Origin of the sequence: Paraburkholderia acidisoli (assembly GCF_009789675.1) — a bacterium.
GTDB classification, from domain to species: Bacteria; Pseudomonadota; Gammaproteobacteria; order Burkholderiales; family Burkholderiaceae; genus Paraburkholderia; species Paraburkholderia acidisoli.
Map to the genome: position 1 here is coordinate 851,469 of NZ_CP046914.1, position 24,443 is coordinate 875,911.

The window sequence follows — 24,443 nt, forward strand, 5'->3', positions numbered from 1 at the left end:
GCGTCACACCGAGTCACACAGGAAGCCAACATGTCCCCGCTTTCGCAGCAAACGCAGGTTCGTCCGCATGATCGACCGCGCGATCGCCATTTCGCGTTCTGCCTGCCGTTCGGCGCGCAGGTACAAGGCGCGTCGCAAGGGCAGCCGAGCACGCGCTTTCGCTTCTGGGCGCCGTCGTGCGAGACGGTGCAGGTCGTGTTCGAAGGCGATGCGCAAGCCACGCCGCCCCTCACCATGACGCCCACCGGCAATGGCTGGTTCGAGGCGCAGGCGCCGTGCGGGCCCGGCACGCTGTATCGCTATGACATCGGCAACGGCACGCGCGTGCCCGACCCCGCTTCGCGGTTCCAGCCGCAAGGCGTGCATGGCCCGAGCGAAGTGCTCGACCCGCGCGCGTACGCGTGGCGGCACGCGCAATGGCAGGGCCGGCCGTGGGAAGAAACGGTGATCTACGAGTTGCACGTGGGCGCGATGGGCGGCTATCGCGGCGTGATGGCGCGCCTGCCCGCGCTCAAGGAACTCGGCGTGACGGCCATCGAACTCATGCCGCTCAGCAGCTTTCCGGGCGAGCGCGGCTGGGGCTACGACGGCGTGCTGCCCTACGCGCCGCACGCGGCCTACGGCACGCCCGACGAACTGAAGGAACTCGTAGATACCGCGCACGGGCTCGGCCTGCAAATGTTCCTCGACGTGGTCTACAACCACTTCGGCCCCGACGGCAACTGGCTCGGCCAGTACGCCAAGCCGTTCTTTCGCGCCGACATCAAGACGCCGTGGGGCGACGCGCTCGACTTCGAGCGCCTGGAAGTGCGCGACTACTTCAGCGACAACGCGCTCTACTGGCTCAACGAATATCGCTTCGACGGCCTGCGCCTCGACGCCGTGCACGCCATCAACAATCCCGGTTGGCTGCGCGAACTCGCCGACCACGTGAAGGCGCGCGTCGAACCCGGACGCCACGTGCATCTCGTGCTCGAGAACGAGCACAACGAAGCCAATCTGCTCGAAACGCATTTCAACGCGCAGTGGAACGACGACGTGCATCACTGCTTCCACGTGATGCTCACGGGCGAATCCGAAGGCTACTACCGCGGCTTCACCGAATCGCCTATCCGCAAACTCGCGCGCGCGCTCGGCGAGGGTTTCGTGTATCAGGGCGATCCGTCGCCCGTGCACGACGGCAAGCCGCGCGGCGAGCCGAGCGGCCACTTGCCGCCCACGGCGTTCGTGTCGTTCTTGCAGAATCACGACCAGATCGGCAATCGCGCGTTCGGCGACCGCTTGCGCGCGCTGGCCGACGACGACGCGCTGCGCGCGGCCACCGCGATGCTGCTGCTCTCGCCGCAAATTCCGCTGCTGTTCATGGACGAGGAATACGGTTCGACGCAACCGTTCCAGTTCTTCACGGCCTATACAGGCGATCTCGCCGATGCGGTGCGCGAAGGCCGTCGCCGTGAATTCGCGCATTTCAGCGCCTTCAACGACGCCGAAACGCGCGCGCGCATTCCCGACCCCAACGCGCAGCAAACGTTCGTGAATTCGTCGCCGCCGCCCGCCGAGGCGCCCGTGGAAGGCGAACGGCGCGAGTGGATGCACTTCTACAAATCGGCGCTTTGCGTGCGCGCGCATTTGCTGATGCCGCGCCTGCACCACGCGAAGGCGCTGGGCGCCACCGTGCTCGCCGACGACACCGCCAACGCGCAGGCCGCGCTGGTGGCGCGCTGGCGTCTCGGCGACGGCGCGATCCTCACGATCGCGCTCAATCTCGGTCACCACGACGTGCCGCTCGACACGCAGCCCGAGGGCATGGTGATCTTCGAAACGCCCGGCCGCGCGCGCGATCGCGCCGACGCGGGCACGCTGCCGGAAAGCGCGTGCATCGCGTGGCTGACCGGCGACGTGCGCGAGTATTCGAGCGAACACGACGCGCGCATCGCGCACCGCGAGGAGCCGCACGCATGAGCACGGCGCGCCGCAGTGAAACGCTCGCCGCCCTCGCCTCGCGCGCGGGCTTCGAAGTGGAATGGACCGACGCGCTCGGCAACGTGCAGCGCGTCTCCGACGACACGCTCGCCACGCTGCTCGAATGCATGGGGCTGCCGTGCGCGAACGCCACGCAGTTGCGCCAGAGCACCTCGGCGTTGAACGCGGAGCAGTCGGGGCGGCGCCTGCCGCCGCTCATCACCGCCGAGTTCGAAAGCGCGATCGAGTTGCCTGCCTCGGCGGTACGCGCGGGCAGTCACTACCGCATCGACCTCGAAAGCGGCGAGCATATCGAAGGCCGCTTCACGATGCCGCGCGGCGAGCCCGCGCTGCTCGCGCCGCTGAGCGAGCCCGGCTATCACACGCTCACGGTCAACGACCACACGCTCACGATCGCCGTCGCGCCGCCGCATTGCCACACGGTCGCCGACGCCTGGCGCGCACGCCACGGCGACACGAGCACGGTGCCGCCGCTCTGGGGCCTTGCCGCGCAGTTGTACGGACTGCGAAGAAAGGGCGACGGCGGTATCGGCGATTACACGGCGTTGGCCTCGCTTGCGGAACAAAGCGCGCGGCACGGCGCGCAGGCGCTCGCCGTGAGCCCCACGCACGCGATGTTCAGCGCGGAGCCGGGCCATTTCAGCCCGTACTCGCCTTCGTCGCGTTTGTGGCTCAACGTTGCGCATATCGACCCCGCTGCCGTGTTCGGCGCGCAAGCCGCGCACGACGCGAGCGTGGCCGCGCAGGTGGGCGACGCGTGGCGCGAACTCGAAGCCGAACCGCTGATCGACTGGCAGCGCGCGCTGCCGCTCAAGCTCAAGGTGCTGCGCGCATTGTTCGATCGCTTCGAGCGCGAAGAACGCGCGAGCGGTTCGCCGCGCGCCTCGGCATTTCAGGCGTTTTGCGCAAAAGGTGGCGAGGCGCTCGAAGACCACGCGCGCTTCGAAGCCCTGCAGGAAGCGATGATCGGCGACGGCAGCGGCCCGCGTCACTGGCGCGACTGGCCGGAAGCGTTGCGCGATCCGCGTGGAGCGGCCGTCGCGACGTTCGCGCAGGAGCGTCGCAAGGAAGTCGACTTTCACTGCTTCCTGCAATGGCTCGCGGCCGAGGGGCTGGACAACGCACAGCGCTGCGCGCGCGACGCGGGCATGACGGTCGGGCTCGTTGCCGACCTCGCCGTGGGTTGCGACGGCGCGGGCTCGCATGCGTGGTCGTTGCCGCAGGACATGCTGCAACGTGTGTCCGTGGGCGCGCCGCCCGACATCTTCAATCAGGCCGGCCAGAGCTGGGGCCTCACGACCTTCTCGCCGCGCGCGATGCACAACACGGGCTTTCGCGCGTTCATCGACATGCTGCGCGCCGCGTTCGCGCACGCGGGCGGCGTGCGCATCGACCATATTCTCGGCTTGCGGCGCTTGTGGCTCGTGCCCGAAGGCGAAAGCGCGAAGCACGGCGCGTATCTGCGCTATCCGTTCGACGACCTCGTGCGGCTGATCGCGCTGGAGTCGTGGCGGCATCGCGCGATCGTGATCGGCGAAGATCTCGGCACCGTGCCGCCCGGCTTGCGCGAGCGGCTCGCCGCACACGGCCTCTACGGCATACGCGTGCTGTGGTTCGAGCACGACGGCAAGGGCTTTCTCGCGCCCTCGCGCTGGGACCCGCACGGCGTGGCCACGACAACCACGCACGATCTGCCCACCGTGGCGGGCTGGTGGCGCGGCACCGACATCGAATGGCGGCACCGCATCGGGCAAATGCTGCCACGCGCCGATGGTCAGGATCCCGTAGCGCTCGAACAGGCACAGCGCGCCACCGATCGCGGCGCGCTCTGGCAGGCGCTGCAACAGGCGAACTTCGCGCCCCGCGACACCGAGCCGCCTTCTCCCGACGATCCGCCCGTGAACGCCGCGCTCGGCTACGTGGCGGCCACCACGAGTCCGCTTGTGACCTGCCCGCTCGAAGACCTGCTCGCACTCGCCGATCAACCGAACCTGCCCGGCTCCATCGACGAACACCCGAACTGGCGCCGCCGCCTGCCGCTCACGGTCGAAACGATGTTCGCCGATCCCGCGTTCATGGCGCGCATCGACACCGTCGCGCGCGCCCGGGAAGCCGCGGCGCGCACGCAGGCGCGCGCGACCCCGGATAACGATTCGTCATCCGAACCATCTTCCAACGAAGCGCAACCCGCGCCCACTCCACCCGAGACGAAGCCGACGCCATGACCTACCCACGCGCGACGCTGCGCTTGCAGCTCCATCACGGCTTCACGTTCGACGACGCGCTCGCGCAACTCGATTACTTCGCCGCGCTCGGCGTAAGCCATCTCTATCTCTCGCCCGTCACGACGGCGCAACCCGGCTCCATGCACGGCTACGACACGGTCGACTACGGCACCGTGAGCGCCGAGCTGGGCGGCGAAGGCGCGCTGCGCCGACTCGCCGCGAAGGTGCACGAACGCGGCATGGGTATCGTCGCCGACTTCGTGCCGAACCACATGGGCGTGGGCGGCTCGCACAACGCGTGGTGGCTCGACATTCTCGAATGGGGACGCCATAGCGCGTTCGCGCGCCACTTCGACGTGGACTGGCATTCGCCCGATCCCGCGCTGCGCGGCAAGGTGCTGATGCCGTTCCTGGGCGGCCCGTACGGCGAGGAACTCGCGGCGGGCCGCATCGAGCTGAAATTCGATCCCGAGGCCGCGCGCTTTTACGCGCAGTACGGTCCGCATGTGTGCCCGATTTGCCCGACCGATTACGCGGCGCTGCTGCAATCGGCGAATCGCGCCGATCTCGACACGCTCGCCAGCGCGTTCCAGGGTTTGACGACGCAGCCGGAAGACCAGGCGCGCGCCGCCGCCGGCCGCGACGCGTTGCGCGCGTTCATCGAACGCGTGGGCACCGACCCGCTCGACTTCGTGCTCGAGGCCTATTCGAGCGCCGACCCGGTGCCGCGCGACCGTCTGCATCGCCTGCTCGAACGCCAGCATTTCCGGCTCGCGTGGTGGCGCACCGCCACCGACGAAATCAACTGGCGGCGCTTCTTCGACGTCACCTCGCTCGCGGGCGTGCGCGTCGAGCGCCACGACGTGTTCGAGGCCGTGCACAAGCTGATTTTCCGGCTCTATGCCGATGGCGTGATCGACGGCTTACGTATCGACCATATCGACGGTCTCGCCGACCCGCGCGAGTATTGCGAGCGCCTGCGCCAGCGGCTCACGTCACTGCGCGCGACACCGCCGTATATCGTCGTCGAAAAGATTCTCGCGCCCACCGAGGCGCTGCGCGACGACTGGGCCGTGCAAGGCACGACCGGCTACGACTTCATGAACGACGTGGGCGCGCTGCTGCACGACGCGCGCGGCGCGGCGCCGCTCGCCGAAGCGTGGAGCGCGATCGCCGGCGACGATCGTCCGTTTGGCGCCTACGCGCTCGAAGCACGCGGCGAGATGCTGTCCTACTACCTCGCCGCCGAACTCGATCACGTGACGCGCGCGCTGCATCGCATCGCGCGCGAGCAGCCCGCCACGCGCGACACGACGTACGCGAGCGTGCATCGCGCGGTCGCGAGTCTCGCCACGCATTTCCCGATCTATCGCATCTATCCGGTCGCGGGCATGCGCACGACGCACGACAAACCGTGGTTCGACGCCGCGCTCGAAGGCGCGCGCAAGGCGTTGCCGCGCGCGAGCCTCACGGCGCTCGAACTCGTGAACGCGTGGCTCGGCGGCCGCTCGCCCGACGCGGCCAACGCGCCGCCCGCGAACCACGGCGGCGGCGGCAAGTCTGCGCGCAACGCCCATGCGAATGCGGGCAGCCACGCGAACGCGCCGCTCAGTCACGCGCTCATCGCGCAGCGCACGGCGCTCGCGCTGTTCTCGCAACTCACCGCGCCGCTCGCCGCGAAAGCCACCGAAGATACGGCGTGCTACCGCTACGGCCGCCTGATCTCGCGTAACGAAGTGGGCGCCGATCCCGACGACTTCTCGCGCAGCGTCGAACAGTTTCATGCAGCCAATAAGTTGCGTAGGCAACGACATCCGTATGGCCTGCTCGCCACGGCCACGCACGATCACAAGCGCGGCGAGGACGTGCGCGCGCGGCTCGCCGTGCTCAGCGAGATCGCCGTCGACTGGAGCAGCACGCTGCGCGCATGGTCCACATTGAACCAGCCGCAGCGGCGCGGCGACATCACCTCGACCACCGGCTGGGCGCCCGGCCCCGGCGCGGAAGCCATGCTGTATCAGACGCTCGTGGGCGTGTGGCCGCCCGAACTCGATCCCGGTGACGAAGCGGGCGTGCGCGAACTCGCCGAACGCGTGGCGCAATGGCAGCTCAAAGCACTGCGCGAAGCGAAATTGCGCACCAACTGGCTCACACCCGACGAAGCCTATGAGTCGGACTGCCAGGCATTCTTGTTCGACATTCTCTCGCCGCAACGCCGCGACGGCTTCCTGCAGGCGCTCGCGGATTTCGTCGCGCGCGTCGCGCCGGCGGGCGTCGTGAATACGCTGTTGCAAACCGTGCTGCGGCTTGCTTCGCCGGGCGTGCCCGATCTGTATCAGGGCACCGAGTTATGGGACTTCAGCCTCGTCGATCCGGACAACCGCCGGCCGGTGGATTACGCCGCGCGTGCACAGGCGCTCGACCGGGCCGCGCCCGCGACGAAGCTCGCCAACTGGCGCGACGCGCACGTGAAGCTGGCCACGGTGCATCGCCTGCTCGAACTGCGCAAGCAAGCGCCCGAGTTACTGCGCGAAGGCGAATATCTGCCGCTGACCGTGCGCGGCGCGCTGGCCGAACACGTGATCGCGTTCGCGCGACATCACGGCAATGCGTGGGCGGTCGTGATCGGCACGCGTCACGCCGCCGGGCTGCTCGACGGCGACCTGCCGCTCGTCGCGCCGGAGCGTTGGGAAGATACGAACGTGGAATTGCCGAAGGCGCTGGCGCAGGCGAGTCTGCACGACTGGCTCAGCGACGCCGCGCATCACACGCCGGGCAACGCGCTCGCGCTGCGCGACGTGCTGAAGGCGCTGCCCGTGGCGGTGTTGTCGACGGAACCGCGCGCCTGAACATGGCCGACGACGGGCGGCGCCTGACTCGCTCAGCCGCCCTCGTCGTCGAGGTCCTTCGGATAGATGCGCACGAGCACGATGCGCGGCCCCTTCATCTTCTTCACGACAATATCGAAGCGCTCGAACTCCACGCGCTGCCCCTCGGTGGGCAGATCGTTGAGCGCGTGAATCACGAGCCCGCCCACGGACTCCGCGCGGCCTTCGTCGATGTCGATACCGAGCGCCTGCTCCAGCGAGACCACGGGCAGGCTGCCGCGCCCCATCAGCGTGCCGTCGTCCATGCGGGTCCAGTCGGTATCGGCTTGATGGAATTCGTCGTGAATCTGCCCGACGAGCGCGCCCAGCAGATTGTCGAGCGTGAGAAAGCCGCTGGGCCGCGCGTGCTTGTGACCAACCAGCGCGAAGTGCGGCGCGCCCTTGCGAAAGCGCCGGAACAGCGCGAGCGCCGGCGTTTCGGGCTTCACGTATTGCACCGGCCGCACGAATTTCGTCAGGTCGTCGAGCGCATTGCCCGCCTCGCGCGCGAGCAGCAGATCCTTCAGATGAATCAGGCCAACGACGCGTTCGCCCGAACCGTCTTCGAACAGCGGATAGCGGCTAAAACGATGGCGCGCGACGATCTGCATGTTCTCGCGCAACGGCAGGTCGCGGCGCAAGCCCACCATCTCGTGCGCGGGACGCATGAGGTCGGACACCGTGAGGCGCGAGAAGTCGAGCGAATGCGCGAGCGTGTTCCATTCGTCGGCGCTATAGGCGTTCGCGGCGGGCGCGGGCAGGCGCGCGATCTCCGTGCTTTTTGCGCCGTTCTTCGCGCCGCTTTTCGCACCATTTCTGGCCCGCCCGTTTGCCGCGGATTCGGCATGCTGGTGCGCTTCCGTTTCCGCTTCGGCGGCGGCGCGGCGGCTGCGCAGGATGAGCTTGAGTTCGTCGGTGGAGTAATGCGAGTCGTGGCCGTGTTCCGACGACAAACCCGCCACGCGCAGCACCGCATTCGCGCTGGAATTGAGCGCCCAGATCGCCGGGTACATCGCCCAATAGAAGCCGTAGAGCGGCAGCGCGGTCCACAGCGAGACTTTTTCGGCCTGGCGGATCGCCATCGACTTGGGCGCGAGTTCGCCCACCACGATGTGCAGGAATGAAATGACCGTGAACGCGAACACGAGCGAAATGCCGTGCACGACTTCCGGCGACGTCACGCCGATCACCTTGAAGAGCGGCGCGAGCAATTCCGCGAACGCCGGCTCGCCGATCCAGCCGAGACCGAGCGAAGCGAGCGTGATGCCGAGCTGACACGCGGAAAGATACGCGTCGAGCTGGCCGTGAACCTTTGCGAGAATTTTGCCGCGCAGGCCGTGCTCCGCGGCGAGCGCCTGCACGCGCGTGGCGCGCAGCTTGACGAGACCGAATTCGGCCGCGACGAAGAAACCGTTGAGGGCAACGAGCAAAAGCGCCCCGACGAGGGCGAGCAGCTGGATCAAGACAGGTGGCTCCGAAAGACGAAGCGCTCAGTATAAAGGGTGCAAGGTGCGTGAAAGTTTTACAGGCGCACGACGCGTGATGTCACGGTCGTGCGTGCCTGCGCGAGCGTTATGCGGCGACCACGCCCAGCAGCATCGTGGCTTCCTCGCCTTCGGGCGCGATGGGCGCCTCGAAGCGGCCGCCGTGCGCTTCGGCCACGCGCTGGCAGAGCGCCAGCACCCACGCATGACGGCCGATTTCCTGCGGCTCGCCCGCCTGCACGCGCGCGAAGGGTTCGAGCACGTGTTCCAGCGCTTCGTCGGTGAGCGCTTGCGGGGTGGCGCGCCATTTGACTTCGAACTGCGCGCCCGTGGGCGTGGCGTTGGCCGTAACCGCCACGCTCGCGCCCTGCACGCTGGTTTCGGCGGCGAACACGAGCATCAGCCAGAGCGCCTGCGCGAGGCGTTCGCGGTCGGCGTCGAGGGCCGCGGCGCCCGTGCCGTCCTGCACGGCGAAGCTCACGCCGCGCGCGTCGGCAAGCGCGGCGCGCGCGTCGTCGACCGTTTGCGCGATCAGTTCGCCGAGCGCGACCGGCGCGCGGTCGATACGCAGCTTGCGCGTTTCGGCGCGCGTTTTATCGACGAGCGATTCCAGCAGATGCACCTGCTGCTCCACGCCCGTGCGAATGCCGCCGAGCGCGCGCTGCGCGGCCGTATCGGCATTGTCGATCTTGCGCTCGAGCACGTAAGCCCAGCTATGGATCGCATTGAGCGGACTACGCAGATCGTGCGAGACGCGCGACAGCACATGGTCGCGCATGAACAGCGCGGTTTCGGCGCACAGGCGCGCCGTGCGTTCGTTGATAGTTTGCGAAGTCGACGCCATCGAATTCCTCGGTTTTCGCCCAGGGCGGGCGAAACAGCCCCCCATTATAGGCAGCGCAAGGAAGCAACCGGCATACCCGGCCGGCGAGACCGCACGCCAGAGGCGGCTCGCGGCCTGCAAACCGCCTACAATAGCGGATTCATCCCATCCGTTTCAGGAGTTTTCCTATGTCCATCGTGACCACCGATTCCGGCCTCAAGTACGAAGACCTGACCGAAGGCAGCGGCGCCGAAGCCAAGGCCGGCCAGACCGTCAGCGTGCACTACACCGGCTGGCTGACGGACGGCCAGAAGTTCGATTCGAGCAAGGACCGCAACGACCCGTTCGCCTTTGTGCTGGGCGGCGGCATGGTCATCAAGGGCTGGGACGAAGGCGTGCAAGGCATGAAGGTCGGCGGCGTGCGCAAGCTCACGATCCCGCCGCAACTCGGCTACGGCGTGCGCGGCGCGGGCGGCGTGATTCCGCCGAACGCCACGCTCGTGTTCGAAGTCGAACTGCTCGACGTCTAAACGTTCACGCCCGCGTTGTAGAAAACGCTCGCTCTCGTGAATCCGCACCATCCCGCTCCCGTCCTCGCGCCCGGCGTCGAACTGCGCCGCTACGGCGCAATCGAGGAGACCGATCTGCACGATTTTCATCAGATCGTGCTCGGTCTCGACGGCGAGATGGAGATGACCGTGGACGGCCAGGGCGAGCGCATCGACTGTTGTTCGGCGTGGCTCATTCCGGCGGGCGCGCGCCACGACTACATGGGTATCGGCGATAACCGCCAGCTCGTGCTCGATCTGCCCTCCGCCGCGCTGGCCGTGCCCGAACGGCTGTTCGACAGTGCGCGCGCCGTGCGGGTCGATCCCGCGCTCGCGCAGCTCGTGCGCCAGATCGCACAGCGCGCCGCCACGGCCGGGCCGTCGCCGGGCCACCCCGACTTACTCGACGTGCGCCAGCGCCGCTTCCACTGGGACGCCTCCGCGCGCCTGTGCGCCGCGTTGCTCGCGCAAACCGGCATTGCGGCGGGCGCCGCGTTCGAAGCCGCCGCAGGGCTCGACTTCGCGCGCATCGACCGCTGGCTGCGCGCGCATCTCGCCGAGCCGCTGCGTATTGCCGATCTTGCCGCGCATTGCGGCTTCGGCATGCGCCGCTTCCATCAGCTGTTTATCGACGCGTTCGGCGAAACGCCGCATCGCTACCTGCAACGTCTGCGCCTCGACACCGCGCTCACGCTGCTCGCCGACCCGCGCGCCTCGCTCAGCGAGATCGCGCTCGAAGTGGGTTTCGGCGACCAGAGCGCGTTCACGCACGCATTCACGCGCCGCTTCGGTCTCGCGCCCGGGCAATGGCGCGCGCTGCCGCACTAGGCGTTGCGCCGCGCGGCACGCCGCTGCTCATTCGAACCGGTATTCCCACTCGGCCCGCGCGCCCACCGCGACGCGCTCGCCCGCGCCCGTCACCACGATCGCGTTCTGGCCGAAGGTGAGGCCGCCGTCCACGCGGGCATCGGCGCGAAACACGGCGAGCGTGTCGAGCGGTTCCGTGGGCCACTGCGCGTCGCGTTCGCCCGATTGCTGGTCGATTGTCGTGATCGGGCAGCGCGCGCACGGCTTCACGAAGCGCAGCACGATCTCCTGCGCGCCGGGCGCGGTTTCGATCGCGAGCGTGTCGACGAAGTCTTCGTCGAACGCGTCGTTCACGTCGTCGACCACGATGTTCGGGCGAAACCGCGACATCGGCACGGGCTGCGCGCCCTTCGCCGCGAGGCGCGCGTTGAGGTCCGCCAGCGAGGACTCGCTCGTCACGAGAATCGGGTAACCGTCCGCGAACTGCGTGGGCGCGTCTTCGTCGTGCGTCCACTTCTTGCTCGCGAGGCGCGTGACGTCGGCGGCGAAACGCACGAGGCGCACCGGCACGCCCAGCGCCGCGCTGAACCATTGTGCGGCCTCGTCGCCTTCGTCGAGCGCCTCGAACGTGTCCTTCCAGACCGTCGCCTGCGCGCGCGCCTCGTTGCCGCGCGGCGCGAACGGCAGCAGCAGCATCGCGCGCATGCCCGCCATCGACAAACGCACGCCGTTTTCAACGAACGCGGGCACGATGCGCGCCATGGCCGCGTGCTCGCGCTGCGAGACGAAACGGCCCGTCGCGTCCACGACCATCCAATGACGGTCCCATTGCAGGCCCTGCACGTCGAGTTGGGCGCGATCGAGGGCGATCGCCGCGCAGGATTTCACGGGATACACATACAGCGCGCGAACGGTGCTCATGGCGAGTGCGTCGGAAAGTGGAATCGTCGAAACGAGGTTCGTAAAAAAGCCCGCTTGTGCCAACACGAAGCGGCAGAAGCGGGCTTGCGATCACGCGGCACGATCGGGCCGCGTGGCGGGTTGCGTTACTCGACCGACAGTTGCAGATGCAGCTGCGAGCGCGAACCGCCGTCGATCGCGTCGCTCGCGGCGTCGCGGTCCGACTGCGACTGCGGGGCGAGACGCGCGGTTTCGATGCTGTCGAGATACGTGCTCGTGATGTCGCCGGTGATGTAGTCGCCGTCGAAGCACGATGCCTCGAACTCGCGCAGTTCGGGGTTGATGTCGCGCACCGCCTGCTTGAGCGCTTCCACGTCCTGATACACGAGGTAGTCGGCGCCGATGATGCGCGCCACTTCTTCGTCCGTGCGGCCGTGCGCCACGAGTTCGCCACGCGTGGGCATGTCGATGCCGTAGACGTTCGGGAATTTCACCGGCGGCGCCGCCGAAGCGAAGATCACCTTGGTCGCGCCGGCGTCGCGCGCCATCTGCACGATTTCCTGCGAGGTGGTGCCGCGCACGATCGAATCGTCGATGATCAGCACGTTCTTGCCCTTGAACTCCACGCCCATGGCGTTGAGCTTCTGGCGCACCGACTTCTTGCGCATGGCCTGGCCCGGCATGATGAAGGTGCGGCCCACGTAGCGGTTCTTGAAGAAGCCTTCGCGATACTCCACGCCCAGCTTCTTCGCCACTTGCATGGCGGCGGGACGCGACGAGTCGGGAATCGGCATGACCACGTCGATCTTCACGTCGGGCAGCTCGCGGCGGATCTTCTCGGCGAGATAGTCGCCCATGCGCAGGCGCACGTTGTACACGGGCACGCCGTCGAGCACCGAGTCCGGACGCGCGAGATACACGAGTTCGAAGATGCAGGGGTTGAGGCTCGGCTTCACGGCGCACTGCTGCGAGTAGAAGTTGCCGTCGAAGTCGATGAACACCGCTTCGCCCGGTTCCACGTCGCGCACGAATTCGAAACCGATGCCTTCGAGCGCCACCGATTCCGACGCCACCATCCATTCCGTGCCTTCCGGCGTTTCGACCTTGCCGATACACAGCGGACGAATACCGAACGGGTCGCGGAACGCGAGCAGACCGTAACCGGCGATCAGCGAGACGATCGCGTACGAGCCGCGCACGCGGCGATGCACACCGGAGACCGCCTTGAACAACGCGGCGGGGTCGAGTTCGAGGCCCGAGCTGGCAAGCTGGAGTTCGTGCGCAAGCACGTTGAGCAGCACTTCCGTGTCGGACTTCGTGTTGATGTGGCGGCGATCCACACGGAACATCTCTTCCTTGAGCTGTTGCCAGTTCGTGAGATTGCCGTTGTGAGCGAGGATCAGGCCGAACGGCGCGTTCACGTAGAACGGCTGGGCTTCTTCTTCGCTCGACGCCGAGCCGGCCGTCGGGTAACGCACCTGGCCGATGCCGCAGGTGCCGGGCAGGCTACGCATGTTGCGCGTGCGGAACACGTCTCGCACCATGCCGTTGGCCTTGTGCATGTGGAACGTGCTGCCGTCCGCGGTGGCAATGCCGGCCGCGTCCTGACCGCGATGCTGGAGCAGCAGCAGCGCGTCATAGAGGAGCTGGTTGACGGGAGAGCGGGAAACTACGCCTACGATGCCGCACATGGCAGGTCCTTCAAAAAAGCGAAATCGGTCGCGGCCGGTCGAGCGCCGCAAAAGGGCAGCGTTGCGGGATCACGCCTCGCCTCGTATCGCGCCGATCAGTTTCTGATCAGACGTGAACGTAGGCCGCGAGCGTCTCGGGCAACAGAGGTTTCAGTTCGTGCACGCCCTGCTCGGCATACGGCCGCAGCAGCGCCTTGCGCCAGAAGTCCTGCTGGGGCAGCTCGGTCAGCCCGGCAAGGACGACGAGGATCAACACCAGCACGACGCCTCGCACGAGGCCGAACATCATCCCGAGCGAACGGTCCACGCCGGACAGCCCGCTCACCTGCACCAGACGGCCGAGCAGCGCATTGCCCACGCCGGCTACGAGCACCACGCCAATGACGATCAGCGCGAACGCGATCAGCCATTGCGTGAGCGCCCCGCCCGGCCAGGTTGCCGGAATGAAGGGCACCACACGGTCCACGTAGCGGCAGGCCACGAGCAATGCCGCGATCCAGCCGATCAAACCAAAAATCTCGCCGATGAAGCCCCGCCACGCGCCGCGCAGCGCCGACAGGCCGATCACCGCCATTACAGCGTAGTCGAATGCCGTGAACATGCGCGGCTTATTCCGCGTTGCTGTTCGAGCCTGCCATCAGGCCGGCGCCGCGCACCTTCGCGATGGCCGCCGTGGCCGAAGCGCGGTCCGGGAACGGCCCGGCGCGCAGCAGCGTGCGCGTGGTGCCGTCGGCTTCCTTGCGTTCCTCGACATATGCGGGCACGCCCGCCGCTTTCAACTTCGTGACCCAATTACGCGCGGTGTTGCCGTTCGAAAACGCGCCCAGTTGCACGGCGAAACGCGCGCCCGGCGGCGTGGACGGCGTGCCGGCGTCCGTGCTCGCATTCGTGCTGGACGATGTGGCGCTGTCGTTGTTCGCTTGCGTCGTGTCCACCGGCTTGCTGCGCGAGGCCGTGCTCGTCGCGGCCGAGGCGGCGGCGGGCTTGCTGGCGTGCGCCTGCGCGGCTTGTTGCGATGCGGTGCCCGGCGTGGTGCCCGTGGCGGCGTTCTGTGCCGGCTTTTGCGCGGCGGCCGCGGGCTTTTTCGTGTCGGCGGTTTGCGTCGCCTGCGACGAGGACGCCGCTGCAAGGCCCGAGGCGCCGGTCGATTCAGCGGCGGCCGGGTTATCCGGCGCGACGCCCGCTTGCGTGTCTTCGGCGTCGTGCTGGCGCGCGGAGGATTTATCGGCCGGGCGGCTCGGAATGTCGATGGCGATGTCGTCGGTGACCGGCTTCGGGTGCGAGTCGAGCACCATCGGCAAAATCACGATGGCGGCGAGCACGAGCGCGATGGCGCCCACGAGGCGGCGGCGGGCACGCTGTTTTTCAGGAAGCGTGGGATCGAGCAGCATGGCTTCGGCGTCGCCGGAGCGGTCCGGTCGGCGGCTGCGCCGCTCCACCCGCGTGCTCTGGCTGCGACGCCGGCTGGAGCCGGTTTCTTCACCGCGCCGGCGGGGCGCGTCGTCGTCTTTCTTGCTGCCGAACGAGAAAAGTCCCATGTATGGCTTGCTGTTGGCCTACCTGGCCTGTCTTGCGTGGGCGGCGTGCGGTGCCGGGCGGTCAGTGCTGCTGCGATTTGCGCCAGGCCATGACCCCGGCAACCGTCAGGAAACTACCGAAAACAATAATTCTATCATTTTCAGTTGCACGTTTTAGCGCATCTTGAAATGCATCCGACGGACTTTCGTAACGCGTCACGCTGCTGTCCGCGCCGTCGTTGACGCCCGCGTCGTGCAACAGCGCTTCCAGCTGTTGTGCCGTTGCCGCACGCGGCAGCGGCAGGTCGGTCACGCACCAGTGATCGACCTCGCCCTTCAGATGCTCGATCACGCCCGCGATGTCCTTGTCGCGCATCGCGCCGAACACCGCGTAGGTGTACGGGAAATAGCCCATGCTGCCGAGATTCTGCGCGAGCACGGCGGCCGCGTGCGGGTTGTGGCCCACGTCGAAAATGATCGCCGGCTTGCCCGGCAGCACCTGGAACCGGCCCGGCAGTTCGACATTGGCCAGACCGAGGCGAATGTCCTGCGCCGAGACCGGCAGGCGGTCGCGCACCGCTTCGAGACCCGCCAGCGCCGCCGTGGTGTTGATGAGCTGATTCGCGCCGCGCAGCGCCGGATAGGCGAGCGCCGAGCGCCGCATGGTCGGGCCCACGTAGCTCCATTGCTGGCGCTCGCTGCCCGGCTGGCCTTCGTAGCGGAAATCGCGGCCGAACAGCCACAGTTCGGCGCCGATCGCCTCCGCATGGTCGATCAGCGACTGCGGCGCCATCGGATCGGCGCAAATCGCGGGCTTGCCCGCGCGGAAAATACCGGCCTTCTCGAAACCGATCTTCTCGCGCGTATCGCCGAGATATTCGGTGTGATCGAGGTCGATGCTGGTGATGATCGCGCAGTCGGTATCGAGCACGTTCACGGCATCCAGGCGCCCGCCCAGACCCACTTCGAAGATCACCGCGTCGAGCCCGCGCGAGGCGAACAGATGCATGATCGCGAGCGTCGTGAACTCGAAGTACGTGAGCGAAACCGGCTTGTCGAGCGAAAGACGCGCGGCTTCCACGGCTTCGAAATGCGGCAGCAGCTCGGCGTCGCTGGCCTGCACGCCGTCGATGCGCGCGCGCTCGTTGAACGCGAGCAAGTGCGGCGACGTGTGACAGCCCACGTGATAACCGGCCTTCAGCAGAATCGTTTCGAGAATCGCGCAGGTCGAGCCTTTCCCGTTGGTGCCGCCAACCGTGAAGATCGGGCACGCGAATTCGAGCTGGAGCGCGTCCTTCACCTGACGGATGCGATCGAGCCCCATGTCGATGCCGACCGGATGCGCAGTTTCGAGATGCGTGAGCCACGCGTCGAGGGAGGGAAAGGTGCTCATGGGATAAATCGTAGGTGCTGCGCGTATGACGTCCGCCATCAGCGGAGGGTTCACGCGAATGATCGGTCGCGAAAGAACGGCATTATCGCGGAAATGACAACGCGCCGCTTGCTCTCGCTTGCGGCGCGTTGTTTTGCGGATGACGCGCGGCGGCGGAATGCGCCGCCATCGTCGCCTGAAACGGCGTTACGCCACCGCGTCGGCGGGCTGGCGCTGGAGCAGCGCGAGCAGTTGCGCGATCTCGTCGCGCAGCTTGCGGCGGTCGACGATCATGTCGATCGCGCCCTTTTGCAGCAGGAATTCGGCGCGCTGGAAGCCTTCCGGCAGCTTTTCACGCACGGTTTGCTCGATCACGCGCGGGCCGGCAAAGCCGATCAGCGCCTTCGGTTCGGCGATCACCACGTCGCCGAGGAACGCGAAGCTCGCCGACACACCGCCCATGGTGGGGTCGGTCAGCACGGAGATGAACGGCAGTTTGGCTTCCGAGAGCTTCGTGAGCATGGCCGTGGTCTTGGCCATCTGCATGAGCGACAGCAGGCTTTCCTGCATGCGCGCGCCGCCCGAAGCGGTGAAGCAGATGAACGGCACTTGCTGCTCGAGCGCGGTTTGCGCGCCGCGTGCGAAACGCTCGCCGACCACCGAGCCCATCGAGCCGCCCATGAACGAGAACTCGAAATTGGCGACGACGACCGGCAACGTGCGGATCGCGCCGCCCATCACCACCATGGCGTCGGTTTCGCCGGTTTCATCCATGGCCTCTTTCAGGCGGTCCGGATACTTGCGGCTGTCCTTGAACTTCAGCGCGTCGACAGGAATGATTTCCTGGCCGATTTCATAGCGGCCTTCCGGGTCGAGCAGACCGTCGAGGCGTTCACGCGCGCCAATGCGCATGTGGTGATCGCACTTCGGACAGACGTGGAGATTCGCCTCGACGTCGTTGCGGTACAGCACCGCTTCGCATGACGGGCACTTGATCCACAACCCTTCCGGAATGCTCTTGCGGCTTTTCGGATCGGTTTGCTTGATCTTGGGCGGCAGCAGTTTATCGAGCCAGCTCATTGATGTTCCTTCCTTGACCTTCGTGATGCGCGGGCGCGGCGAATCGATCCATCGCCCCGATCAGTCAAACTGACCGGGTTCCGACCCCGACCGCGCATGGCGAAAAGTGGATTTTACAGCAGTCTTAAATTGCGCCTGAATTTTCGTCGAGCGCTGTCCGAATGCCGGCAATGAATTGCATGAGCGCGTCCGCTGCCGTGTCGGGCGGAGTCTGTTCGAGCAGCTGCACGATGCGGCTGCCGATCACCACCGCGTCCGACACCTGCGCGACCGCCGCGGCGGTTTGCGCGTCGCGAATGCCAAAGCCGACGCCCACGGGCAGCGAGACATGCTCCTTGATGGCCGGGATTTTACCCGCGATGCTCGCAACGTCGAGATTCGCTGCACCGGTCACGCCCTTGAGCGAGACGTAATAGACGTAGCCGCTCGCGGCGCGGCCCACGGCGGCGATCCGTTCGTCCGTCGACGTGGGTGCGAGCAGGAAAATGGGATCGATGCTCGCGGCCTGCATTTTCGCGGCGAAATGCTCCGACTCCTCGGGCGGGTAATCGACCACCAGCACGCCGTCCACGCCCGCATCGCGCGCGGCCGCGACGAATTCGTCGGCGCCCATGCGTTCGATCGGGTTGGCGTAGCCCATCAGCACGACGGGCGTCTTGTTGTCGGTTTCGCGAAAGCGCTTCACGTCGGCGAGCACGCTCTTGAGCGTCACGCCCTTCGCGAGCGCGCGCTCCGACGCTTGCTGGATCACCGGGCCATCCGCCATCGGGTCCGAGAACGGCACCCCGAGTTCGATGACGTCGGCGCCGCCCGCGGCCAGCGCGTGCATGAATTCGACGGTGCGCGCGGGATCGGGATCGCCTGCCGTCATGAACGGGATCAGGCCTTTCTTGCCTTCGGCGGCGAGTGCCGCGAACGTGGTCTTGATACGGGACATTGCTTGAGTCCTCAACTTGGGTCGCTACTGCGCGTGCGTATTGCCCTGGCGGCGGCGCCTCAGGCCCCGGCCGCGACAGAGGGCGTCGCGCTCGCGTCCGCGGCGGCCGCTGGCGTAGCCAACGCCGCCGCGCTCACGCGTTCACGCGCGATCGCGCAGTAACTTTCGTTAATTTCATAGCCGACGAATTCGCGCTTCTGACGCGCGCAGGCGACTGCCGTGGTGCCGCTGCCCATGAACGGGTCCAGCACGCGGCCGCCGGGCGGGCAGCTCGCGAGCACCATGCGCTCGACGATCTCCAGGGGCTTCTGGGTGGGATGATCCACACGCTCCGCATGCTGCCGGTGCAGCCGCGAAACCGACCAGACGTCCTTGGGGTTGTAGCCGAGCTCCAGCCACTTGCTGCCTTCGAACAACTTGCGCGAACGCGCCTTCTTCGTGGCGGCATCGTACGGGATGCGGACGGGATCGAGATCGAAGTAGTAATCCTTCGAGACCGCGAAAAAACCGATGTTGTCGTGCACCGAGGTAAAACGGCGCGTCGTGCCACCCATACTGGGTACGCGACGATCCCAGACGATCTCGTTGATCATCGTGAGTTTCGACTTGAGATAGACGAAGATCTCGGGCGCGTACTGCCACGTGCAGAACACGTAGAGCGAGCCGCTGGCCTTGAGCTTCGGGATCGCGAGGTCGAGCCATTCGTACGTCCAGGAGAGAAAGTCCTCGCCCGAACGCATGTCGGAGTCGTTGCCGTAGTCCTTGCCGAGCCCGTAAGGCGGATCGGCGACGATCAAATCGATCGAGGCGTCGGGCAAATTCGCTGCATCGGTCAGAAAATCGCGGTTCAGGAGCCGGATGCTGTCGGGCACCACGGGAACGCGGGAAGCCATGGGCAGTGCGTCCGCCGCAACCGCGGCGGTCGCGTCGCCCACGGGTGCCGGCGCAAGCGGCTCGTCGAACTCGTCACGCATCGTTCGTGTCGCTCCGGGCGCTCAGAACTGGATGCCCGATCGCTCGGCGACCGTGTGCATGTCCTTGTCGCCACGGCCCGACAGGTTCACCAGCAGAACCTTGTCCTTGGGCAGCGACGGCGCGAGCTTCGCCGCGTGCGCGAGCGCGTGGCTCGACTCCAGCGCGGGAATGATGCCCTCGATACGGCAGCAGTCGTGGAACGCCTTGAGCGCTTCCTCGTCGTCGATGGTCACGTATTGCGCGCGACCGCTGTCCTTGAGCCATGCGTGCTCCGGACCGACGCCCGGATAGTCGAGGCCCGCCGAAACCGAATGCGTTTCGATGATCTGGCCGTTCTCGTCCTGCAGCAGGTAGGTGCGGTTGCCGTGCAGAACGCCCGGCGTGCCCGCGGCGAGCGACGCCGCATGACGGCCCGTTTCCATGCCGTCGCCGGCCGGTTCCACGCCGATCAACTGCACCGAAGTGTCGTCGATATACGGATAAAAAATGCCCATCGCATTCGAACCGCCGCCAACGCACGCAATCACGGCGTCGGGCTGGCGCCCCGTCATCTCGGGCATCTGCACGCGGCATTCGTCGCCGATCACGCGCTGGAAGTCGCGCACCATCATCGGATACGGATGCGGACCCGCGACCGTGCCGATGATGTAGAACGTGTTTTCCACGTTGGTGACCCAGTCGCGCATGGCTTCGTTGAGCGCGTCCTTGAGCGTGCGCGAACCGGATTCGACCGGCACCACCGTCGCGCCCAGGAGCTTCATGCGGTAGACGTTCGCGGCCTGACGGCGCACGTCTTCGGCGCCCATGTAGACCACGCATTCCATGCCAAAGCGCGCGGCGATCGTGGCCGTGGCCACGCCGTGCTGGCCCGCGCCCGTCTCGGCGATCACGCGCGGTTTGCCCATGCGTTTCGCGAGCAGCGCCTGGCCGATCACGTTGTTCACCTTGTGCGCGCCGGTGTGATTCAGATCCTCGCGCTTGAGGTAGATCTGCGCGCCGCCGAGCAATTCGCTCCAGCGCTGCGCGTGATACACCGGCGAAGGACGGCCGACGAAATGTTTCAGCTCGCGCTGATACTCGGCGACAAACTCGGGATCGTCCTTGAACTTCGCGTAAGCCTCGCGCAGTTCGTCGATCGCCTGCATGAGGGTTTCGGCAGCGAACACGCCGCCATATTGGCCGAAGTGGCCACGTTCATCGGGTAAGTTGTACATAAGTCACTCGCTTGAGCCGGCTTTGAAACTCGCATTGCACGAGCCGCACCGGCACAGAAAATCATCCCGCGTCCGCTTCGCGCACCGCGCGTACGAACGCCGCCATACGGGCGTGATCCTTCACGCCCCTGGCGCCCGGCACTTCGATGCCACTCGAGACATCGACAGCGAACGGGCGCACCTGGCGAACCGCCTCACCGACGTTTTGCGCGTTCAAGCCACCACTCAAAACGGCCCGACGCGCGAGACCTGCGGGAATAAGTGACCAATCGAAGACCTTTCCGCCGCCACCGTAGCCCTCGACGTGCGTGTCGAACAGAAGGCCGGAAGCTGATGAATAACGATTTGCCGATTCTATCAAATCGGCCTGGCGAGTATCGGCCGCCACTCGCAGGGCGCGCAACCAGGGCAAACCGGCAACGGCCGCCAGCGCTTCGCACTGCTCGGGGGTTTCGTCGCCATGAAACTGCAGCAGCGTGAGCGACACGTTGCTGGCGACTTCGCTCATCCATTGCGCCGTGGCGTTCACGAACAGGCCCACGACCGAGACGAACGGCGGGATATCGCGCGTGAGTTCCACGGCCTGCGCCACGCTCACCGAGCGCGCGCTAGGCGGATAAAACACGAGGCCGATGGCATCCGCGCCCAGATCGATGGCCTGCGCGACCGCCTCGGGCGTCGAGAGGCCGCACAGCTTGATACGGGTGCGATGCGGGACGTTAGTGTCGGCTTGCGTCATGATGATGGGCGGTTTGATTCAGTTCGCGCGTGATTCAGGCAGCGCCGCCGGGCGCGTCGTTCCATACCTCGCTCCACGGCACGCTGGCCGTGTGCGGCGCGGGCACCGCGAACTCGTCAGGATAGCCTACCTGGGCGAGATAGAGGCCGTCGGGCATGAAGGTCGGCGCGGCTCTGGCACGGTCGCGACCCGCCAGCACTTCCGCCAGCCACGGCGCCGCGTAGCGCCCGCGCCCCACGGCCACGAGGCAACCCATGAGGTTGCGCACCATGTGATGCAGGAACGCGTTGGCGCGAAAACGGAAGTGGATGAAGTCGCCCTGCGGCCGGATATCGATCTGATACAGATGCTTGACCGGCGTTTTCGACTGACACTCGGACGAGCGGAACGCCGAAAAATCGTGCTCGCCGATCAAATGCGCCGCCGCCTCGCGCATGGCATCGACATCGAGCGGCGTGTGAATCCAGCCTGCGCGGTTCGCCAGCATGGGTGAGCGCACCGGGTGCACGTAGAGCACGTAGTAATAGGTGCGCTCGAACGCCGCGAAGCGCGCGTGAAACGCCTCGGACATGGGCTTGGCCCACTGCACCGACACGGTCGAGGGCAAGAACGCATTGGTGCCGCGCACCCACGAGAACGGCGTGCGGTCGAGATCGGTGTCGAAATGGACGACTTGACCGAGCCCGTGCACGCCCGTGTCCGTGCGCCCCGCCACGACCGTTTGCAGCGGCACGCACGCGAATTCGCGCAACGCGCGCTCGAGCACGTCCTGCACCGTCTTGCCGTGCGGCTGAGATTGCCAGCCGCAAAAGGCGGCGCCGTCGTACTGAATGCCTAGCGCGATACGCATGGAGAGAACCGCGGCGGCGTCAGGACAGCGGCGCGAGCGTCGAGAGCAACGCCTGCGCGTCGGCGCGCGTGGCGTGGTCGTTCGACTCGATCACTTCGTTGATGAGCGAGCGCGCGCCCGATACGTCGCCGAGCGAAATGTACTCCTGCGCGAGATCGAGCTTGTTGCGCGCGATTCGCGTGAGTTGCTCCGGGGTGAACACCGGCAGCGGCTCGGCCGAATCGGGCGGCAGGTCGAGGTCGAAGTCGAGCGTGAGCGCACCGAAGCGCGGTGCGCCAAGGCCCGCCAGCGCACCCGCGCCGGCCAGACCGTGTTCGATCGTTTCACCCACCAGCGGCGCGGGCGGCACGTGGAACGGCGAAGCGAGATGCTCGGCCGCTTCCGGCGTCGCGACTGGCTCGCTGGAGAGCGGGCCGACGGGCAGGATCGGTTCGCCGATACGCGGCGGGAGCGGCAGACCGATATCGCCGAGCGCTTCGACGGCATCGCGCGGGAATTCGGTCGGTACATCGAGGTAATTCATGTCTTCTACCGGGACTGCTGGCGCTGCGGAGTGAGCGGATTCCATCAGCGAAACAGGCGGCTGCGGCAACGCTTCGGGCTCGGCGTGCTGCGGCAAGACTTCGGGTTCGGCTTGCGGCTGAAGCGGGGCTTCCGGCTCGGGCTGCAACGGCGGCGCGCTCGGCTGCGCTGATGCGGGGCGCGGAGTGTGCCCCAGATCGTCGCCAAAGTCGAGGGCCAGGTCAGGCGCGCTGCCTGCCGGGGCGGGCGCGAGCGGCGCCGGTTCGGCGTCCAGCCTGGGCAATTCGGCTTCGTGCGCCATGCTTTCGGGCGGCAGCGCGTCCGCGCCGAGTTCGGCTGCGGCGGCCAGGCTCGCGGTTGCCGTGGCGTCGTGCAGCGTTTCCGGCTCGTCATGCGCGGCCGTTAGCGTCGGTTCGATGCGCGTTGCGCGATCTTCGGGCGCTTCGTGCGCGGCGTGATCGACGTGATCGGCGTGCGCAGCCGGTTCGACGGACTCGCCTTCCGGCGCATGTTGCGGTTCGGCGTACGAGAGCGGCAACGCGTCGGCGCCCAGCGCGGCGGCGGCTTCGAGGCTCGCCGCTTCGGTAGCGTGTCCAAGTGTTTCGTCGATATGCGGAGCAGCGGCTTCTTCAACGTGCGCTGCGTGCGCTTCGTGCTCGACCGCTGCCACGTGCGCGCTTGCGGCTTCGTGCGCAATTTCCGGCGCGAGCGGTTCCACGGGCGCCACCGGCTCGCGTACGTCCGGCGTGACTTCGGCCACGGGCGGCGCTTCGGCTTCGTAGCGCGCCGCGACCTCCTGCTCGGCCACGGCGGCGGCCAGCACCGGCTCGTGCGGCGCGGGCGCGGGCGTGTTTTCGTCCACGGCGGTTTCGACCGGCGGCTTGCGGCGCTTGCGCGTGAACAGCCCGGCGATCAAGGCGACCAGCGCGACGAGCACCGCCACGACGATGCCCCATGTGGTGGGCGAGACTTGCGTGTCGACGGCGGCACCGTTCGCGTTGGCGGCCGGTTGCGCAGCCGCGCCGGCCTGCGCGGCAGGTGCGCCGCCCGCTGCCGACGACTGCGCCGCCTGCCCCGCGCCATGGCCCTGCAACGCCATCAGCACGCGGTTCTTCAACGCCAGCAATTGCTGGAGGCTCGACGCATGCACCGGCCCGGACGCGCTCGCGCCCGAAGCCACCGCGGTAGCGGGCGCCGAAGCCTGAATCGCGCCGCTGTACACGTGCGAATCGCTCGCCGACGGGCTCGAGGCCGCCGCGCTCGCGCTCGTTGCGGCGCTGGCAGCCGATTCTGCGGCCGCCGGGGCGCTCGCCACCGTGGCCGGCTCGGATGCTGCCGTTGCCGCATTCGCGGCGGCGTTCGCCGAGCTAGCGCCTGCCGCTGCGGCAGCGGTGGCGGACGAAGCCGCCGACACCGCCTGGGCCGCCGCATTCGACGCCGCAGCAGCCGGGCTGGCCGCGGGCGCGGAAGCGGTCGCCGCCGGGGCAGCCGGCGCCGCGGCGGGCGTGACACCCGAAGCCGCGCTAGACAGATCCGGCACCTGAGGCACGTTCAGCACCGAGTTCGCGCGCAGCAAGCTCGGGTCATGTCGATTGAACGCCTGAGGATTCGCATCGAACAGCGCCGAGGCCATGCGCGCGAGCACCGCCTTGTCGTGCGATTGCGTGAGATCCACGGCGGCGTCGTGCAGCGACTGTCCCGGATGAATCGTGTAGGTCCCGACGATATTCACCGGCGCCGGGGCGGCCGCCACAGCCTGAGCGCCCGCGGGCGGCGCACTCGCGCCTTGCGCGGCGGCGAGGCCGCAGGACAGAAAACACGCCGCCGCCACGGCGGTGCGCACCGCGCGAAGCGTTGCCGCCGGTTGCGCGCGTTCGGCGCGTTGGGCGCGAAGCGCGGAAGTCACACA

Annotated in this window: 19 protein-coding genes; 5 read left to right on the forward strand and 14 right to left on the reverse strand. The window is 67.4% G+C overall.

The annotated features are described in order from the left end of the window. The first annotated feature begins 30 nt into the window (after positions 1–30). Genes treZ through treY form a run of 3 tightly spaced genes read left to right on the forward strand, consistent with a single transcriptional unit; the run spans position 31 to position 7,057 of the window. The gene (gene treZ, locus FAZ98_RS17975; RefSeq protein WP_158952650.1) at positions 31–1,962 is read left to right on the forward strand and encodes a malto-oligosyltrehalose trehalohydrolase; all 1,932 of its coding nucleotides are present in this window, start codon (positions 31–33) and stop codon (positions 1,960–1,962) included. Then, entirely contained in the window at positions 1,959–4,208 is a 2,250-nt protein-coding gene (gene malQ, locus FAZ98_RS17980) for a 4-alpha-glucanotransferase (protein ID WP_158952651.1), read from the forward strand. Before treZ ends, malQ begins: the two co-directional genes overlap by 4 nt. Further along, positions 4,205–7,057 carry a malto-oligosyltrehalose synthase gene (gene treY / locus FAZ98_RS17985; RefSeq protein WP_158952652.1) on the forward strand — a complete coding sequence of 951 codons (2,853 nt, stop codon included), beginning with the start codon at positions 4,205–4,207 and terminating at the stop codon, positions 7,055–7,057. The genes malQ and treY overlap by 4 nt, the downstream gene beginning before the upstream one ends. A 32-nt stretch (positions 7,058–7,089) precedes the next feature. Here the strand turns inward: treY and FAZ98_RS36170 are convergent, their stop codons facing one another. Together FAZ98_RS36170 and FAZ98_RS17995 are read right to left on the reverse strand one after the other, a co-directional pair. Then, positions 7,090–8,538, reverse strand: a complete 1,449-nt coding sequence (locus FAZ98_RS36170; RefSeq protein ID WP_158952653.1) for a hemolysin family protein — start codon at positions 8,536–8,538, stop codon at positions 7,090–7,092. 109 nt (positions 8,539–8,647) lie between these two features. Beyond that, complete coding sequence (locus FAZ98_RS17995; RefSeq protein WP_158952654.1) at positions 8,648–9,403, reverse strand: sensor histidine kinase; 756 nt, start codon at positions 9,401–9,403, stop codon at positions 8,648–8,650. 167 nt (positions 9,404–9,570) lie between these two features. On the opposite strand from FAZ98_RS17995, the gene FAZ98_RS18000 reads away from it, so the two are divergent. Further along, on the forward strand, positions 9,571–9,912 hold the full coding sequence (locus FAZ98_RS18000) for an FKBP-type peptidyl-prolyl cis-trans isomerase (RefSeq protein WP_158952655.1): 342 nt from the start codon (positions 9,571–9,573) through the stop codon (positions 9,910–9,912). A gap of 36 nt (positions 9,913–9,948) precedes the next feature. Next, the gene (locus FAZ98_RS18005) at positions 9,949–10,758 is read left to right on the forward strand and encodes an AraC family transcriptional regulator (RefSeq protein ID WP_158952656.1); all 810 of its coding nucleotides are present in this window, start codon (positions 9,949–9,951) and stop codon (positions 10,756–10,758) included. 27 nt (positions 10,759–10,785) lie between these two features. On the opposite strand, the gene FAZ98_RS18010 is transcribed toward FAZ98_RS18005, so the two are convergent. The 12 genes from FAZ98_RS18010 to FAZ98_RS18065 all read right to left on the reverse strand — a co-directional run bounded on the left by FAZ98_RS18010 (position 10,786) and on the right by FAZ98_RS18065 (position 24,440). Next, positions 10,786–11,658: an MOSC domain-containing protein gene (locus FAZ98_RS18010; protein ID WP_158952657.1), complete on the reverse strand. Its 873-nt coding sequence runs from the start codon at positions 11,656–11,658 to the stop codon at positions 10,786–10,788. A 125-nt stretch (positions 11,659–11,783) separates the two neighbouring features. Beyond that, positions 11,784–13,328, reverse strand: coding sequence for an amidophosphoribosyltransferase (gene purF, locus FAZ98_RS18015; RefSeq protein WP_158952658.1), 1,545 nt, complete (start codon positions 13,326–13,328; stop codon positions 11,784–11,786). A gap of 106 nt (positions 13,329–13,434) precedes the next feature. Then, positions 13,435–13,929, reverse strand: coding sequence for a CvpA family protein (locus FAZ98_RS18020; protein WP_158952659.1), 495 nt, complete (start codon positions 13,927–13,929; stop codon positions 13,435–13,437). 7 nt (positions 13,930–13,936) lie between these two features. Then, the gene (locus FAZ98_RS18025) at positions 13,937–14,866 is read right to left on the reverse strand and encodes an SPOR domain-containing protein (RefSeq protein WP_158952660.1); all 930 of its coding nucleotides are present in this window, start codon (positions 14,864–14,866) and stop codon (positions 13,937–13,939) included. A 61-nt stretch (positions 14,867–14,927) separates the two neighbouring features. Then, entirely contained in the window at positions 14,928–16,238 is a 1,311-nt protein-coding gene (gene folC, locus FAZ98_RS18030) for a bifunctional tetrahydrofolate synthase/dihydrofolate synthase (RefSeq protein WP_158952661.1), read from the reverse strand. Positions 16,239–16,424: 186 nt separating this feature from the next. Then, positions 16,425–17,297: an acetyl-CoA carboxylase, carboxyltransferase subunit beta gene (gene accD, locus FAZ98_RS18035; protein ID WP_158952662.1), complete on the reverse strand. Its 873-nt coding sequence runs from the start codon at positions 17,295–17,297 to the stop codon at positions 16,425–16,427. 124 nt (positions 17,298–17,421) lie between these two features. Then, positions 17,422–18,234 carry a tryptophan synthase subunit alpha gene (gene trpA / locus FAZ98_RS18040; protein WP_158952663.1) on the reverse strand — a complete coding sequence of 271 codons (813 nt, stop codon included), beginning with the start codon at positions 18,232–18,234 and terminating at the stop codon, positions 17,422–17,424. A gap of 59 nt (positions 18,235–18,293) precedes the next feature. Continuing rightward, positions 18,294–19,208, reverse strand: a complete 915-nt coding sequence (locus tag FAZ98_RS18045; protein WP_158952664.1) for a DNA-methyltransferase — start codon at positions 19,206–19,208, stop codon at positions 18,294–18,296. Positions 19,209–19,229: 21 nt separating this feature from the next. Then, the gene (gene trpB, locus FAZ98_RS18050) at positions 19,230–20,423 is read right to left on the reverse strand and encodes a tryptophan synthase subunit beta (RefSeq protein ID WP_158952665.1); all 1,194 of its coding nucleotides are present in this window, start codon (positions 20,421–20,423) and stop codon (positions 19,230–19,232) included. Positions 20,424–20,484: 61 nt separating this feature from the next. Beyond that, positions 20,485–21,162 carry a phosphoribosylanthranilate isomerase gene (locus FAZ98_RS18055; RefSeq protein WP_158952666.1) on the reverse strand — a complete coding sequence of 226 codons (678 nt, stop codon included), beginning with the start codon at positions 21,160–21,162 and terminating at the stop codon, positions 20,485–20,487. A gap of 34 nt (positions 21,163–21,196) precedes the next feature. Further along, on the reverse strand, positions 21,197–22,012 hold the full coding sequence (gene truA / locus FAZ98_RS18060; protein WP_158952667.1) for a tRNA pseudouridine(38-40) synthase TruA: 816 nt from the start codon (positions 22,010–22,012) through the stop codon (positions 21,197–21,199). 19 nt (positions 22,013–22,031) lie between these two features. Beyond that, positions 22,032–24,440 (reverse strand): FimV/HubP family polar landmark protein, encoded by a 2,409-nt coding sequence (locus FAZ98_RS18065; RefSeq protein WP_158952668.1) that lies wholly within the window; start codon positions 24,438–24,440, stop codon positions 22,032–22,034. Positions 24,441–24,443 lie beyond the last annotated feature (3 nt).

Bases quoted from the DNA above. Each gene is read 5' to 3' on its own strand.
- accD (WP_158952662.1), bottom strand. From the start codon at position 17,297: ATGAGCTGGCTCGATAAACTGCTGCCGCCCAAGATCAAGCAAACCGAT.
- trpA (WP_158952663.1), bottom strand. From the start codon at position 18,234: ATGTCCCGTATCAAGACCACGTTCGCGGCACTCGCCGCCGAAGGCAAG.
- trpB (WP_158952665.1), bottom strand. From the start codon at position 20,423: ATGTACAACTTACCCGATGAACGTGGCCACTTCGGCCAATATGGCGGC.
- FAZ98_RS18010 (WP_158952657.1), bottom strand. From the start codon at position 11,658: ATGAGCACCGTTCGCGCGCTGTATGTGTATCCCGTGAAATCCTGCGCG.
- treZ (WP_158952650.1), top strand. From the start codon at position 31: ATGTCCCCGCTTTCGCAGCAAACGCAGGTTCGTCCGCATGATCGACCG.
- FAZ98_RS18020 (WP_158952659.1), bottom strand. From the start codon at position 13,929: ATGTTCACGGCATTCGACTACGCTGTAATGGCGGTGATCGGCCTGTCG.
- treY (WP_158952652.1), top strand. From the start codon at position 4,205: ATGACCTACCCACGCGCGACGCTGCGCTTGCAGCTCCATCACGGCTTC.
- truA (WP_158952667.1), bottom strand. From the start codon at position 22,012: ATGCGTATCGCGCTAGGCATTCAGTACGACGGCGCCGCCTTTTGCGGC.
- FAZ98_RS18000 (WP_158952655.1), top strand. From the start codon at position 9,571: ATGTCCATCGTGACCACCGATTCCGGCCTCAAGTACGAAGACCTGACC.
- malQ (WP_158952651.1), top strand. From the start codon at position 1,959: ATGAGCACGGCGCGCCGCAGTGAAACGCTCGCCGCCCTCGCCTCGCGC.
- FAZ98_RS17995 (WP_158952654.1), bottom strand. From the start codon at position 9,403: ATGGCGTCGACTTCGCAAACTATCAACGAACGCACGGCGCGCCTGTGC.
- FAZ98_RS18045 (WP_158952664.1), bottom strand. From the start codon at position 19,208: ATGCGTGACGAGTTCGACGAGCCGCTTGCGCCGGCACCCGTGGGCGAC.
- folC (WP_158952661.1), bottom strand. From the start codon at position 16,238: ATGAGCACCTTTCCCTCCCTCGACGCGTGGCTCACGCATCTCGAAACT.
- FAZ98_RS18025 (WP_158952660.1), bottom strand. From the start codon at position 14,866: ATGGGACTTTTCTCGTTCGGCAGCAAGAAAGACGACGACGCGCCCCGC.
- FAZ98_RS18055 (WP_158952666.1), bottom strand. From the start codon at position 21,162: ATGACGCAAGCCGACACTAACGTCCCGCATCGCACCCGTATCAAGCTG.
- purF (WP_158952658.1), bottom strand. From the start codon at position 13,328: ATGTGCGGCATCGTAGGCGTAGTTTCCCGCTCTCCCGTCAACCAGCTC.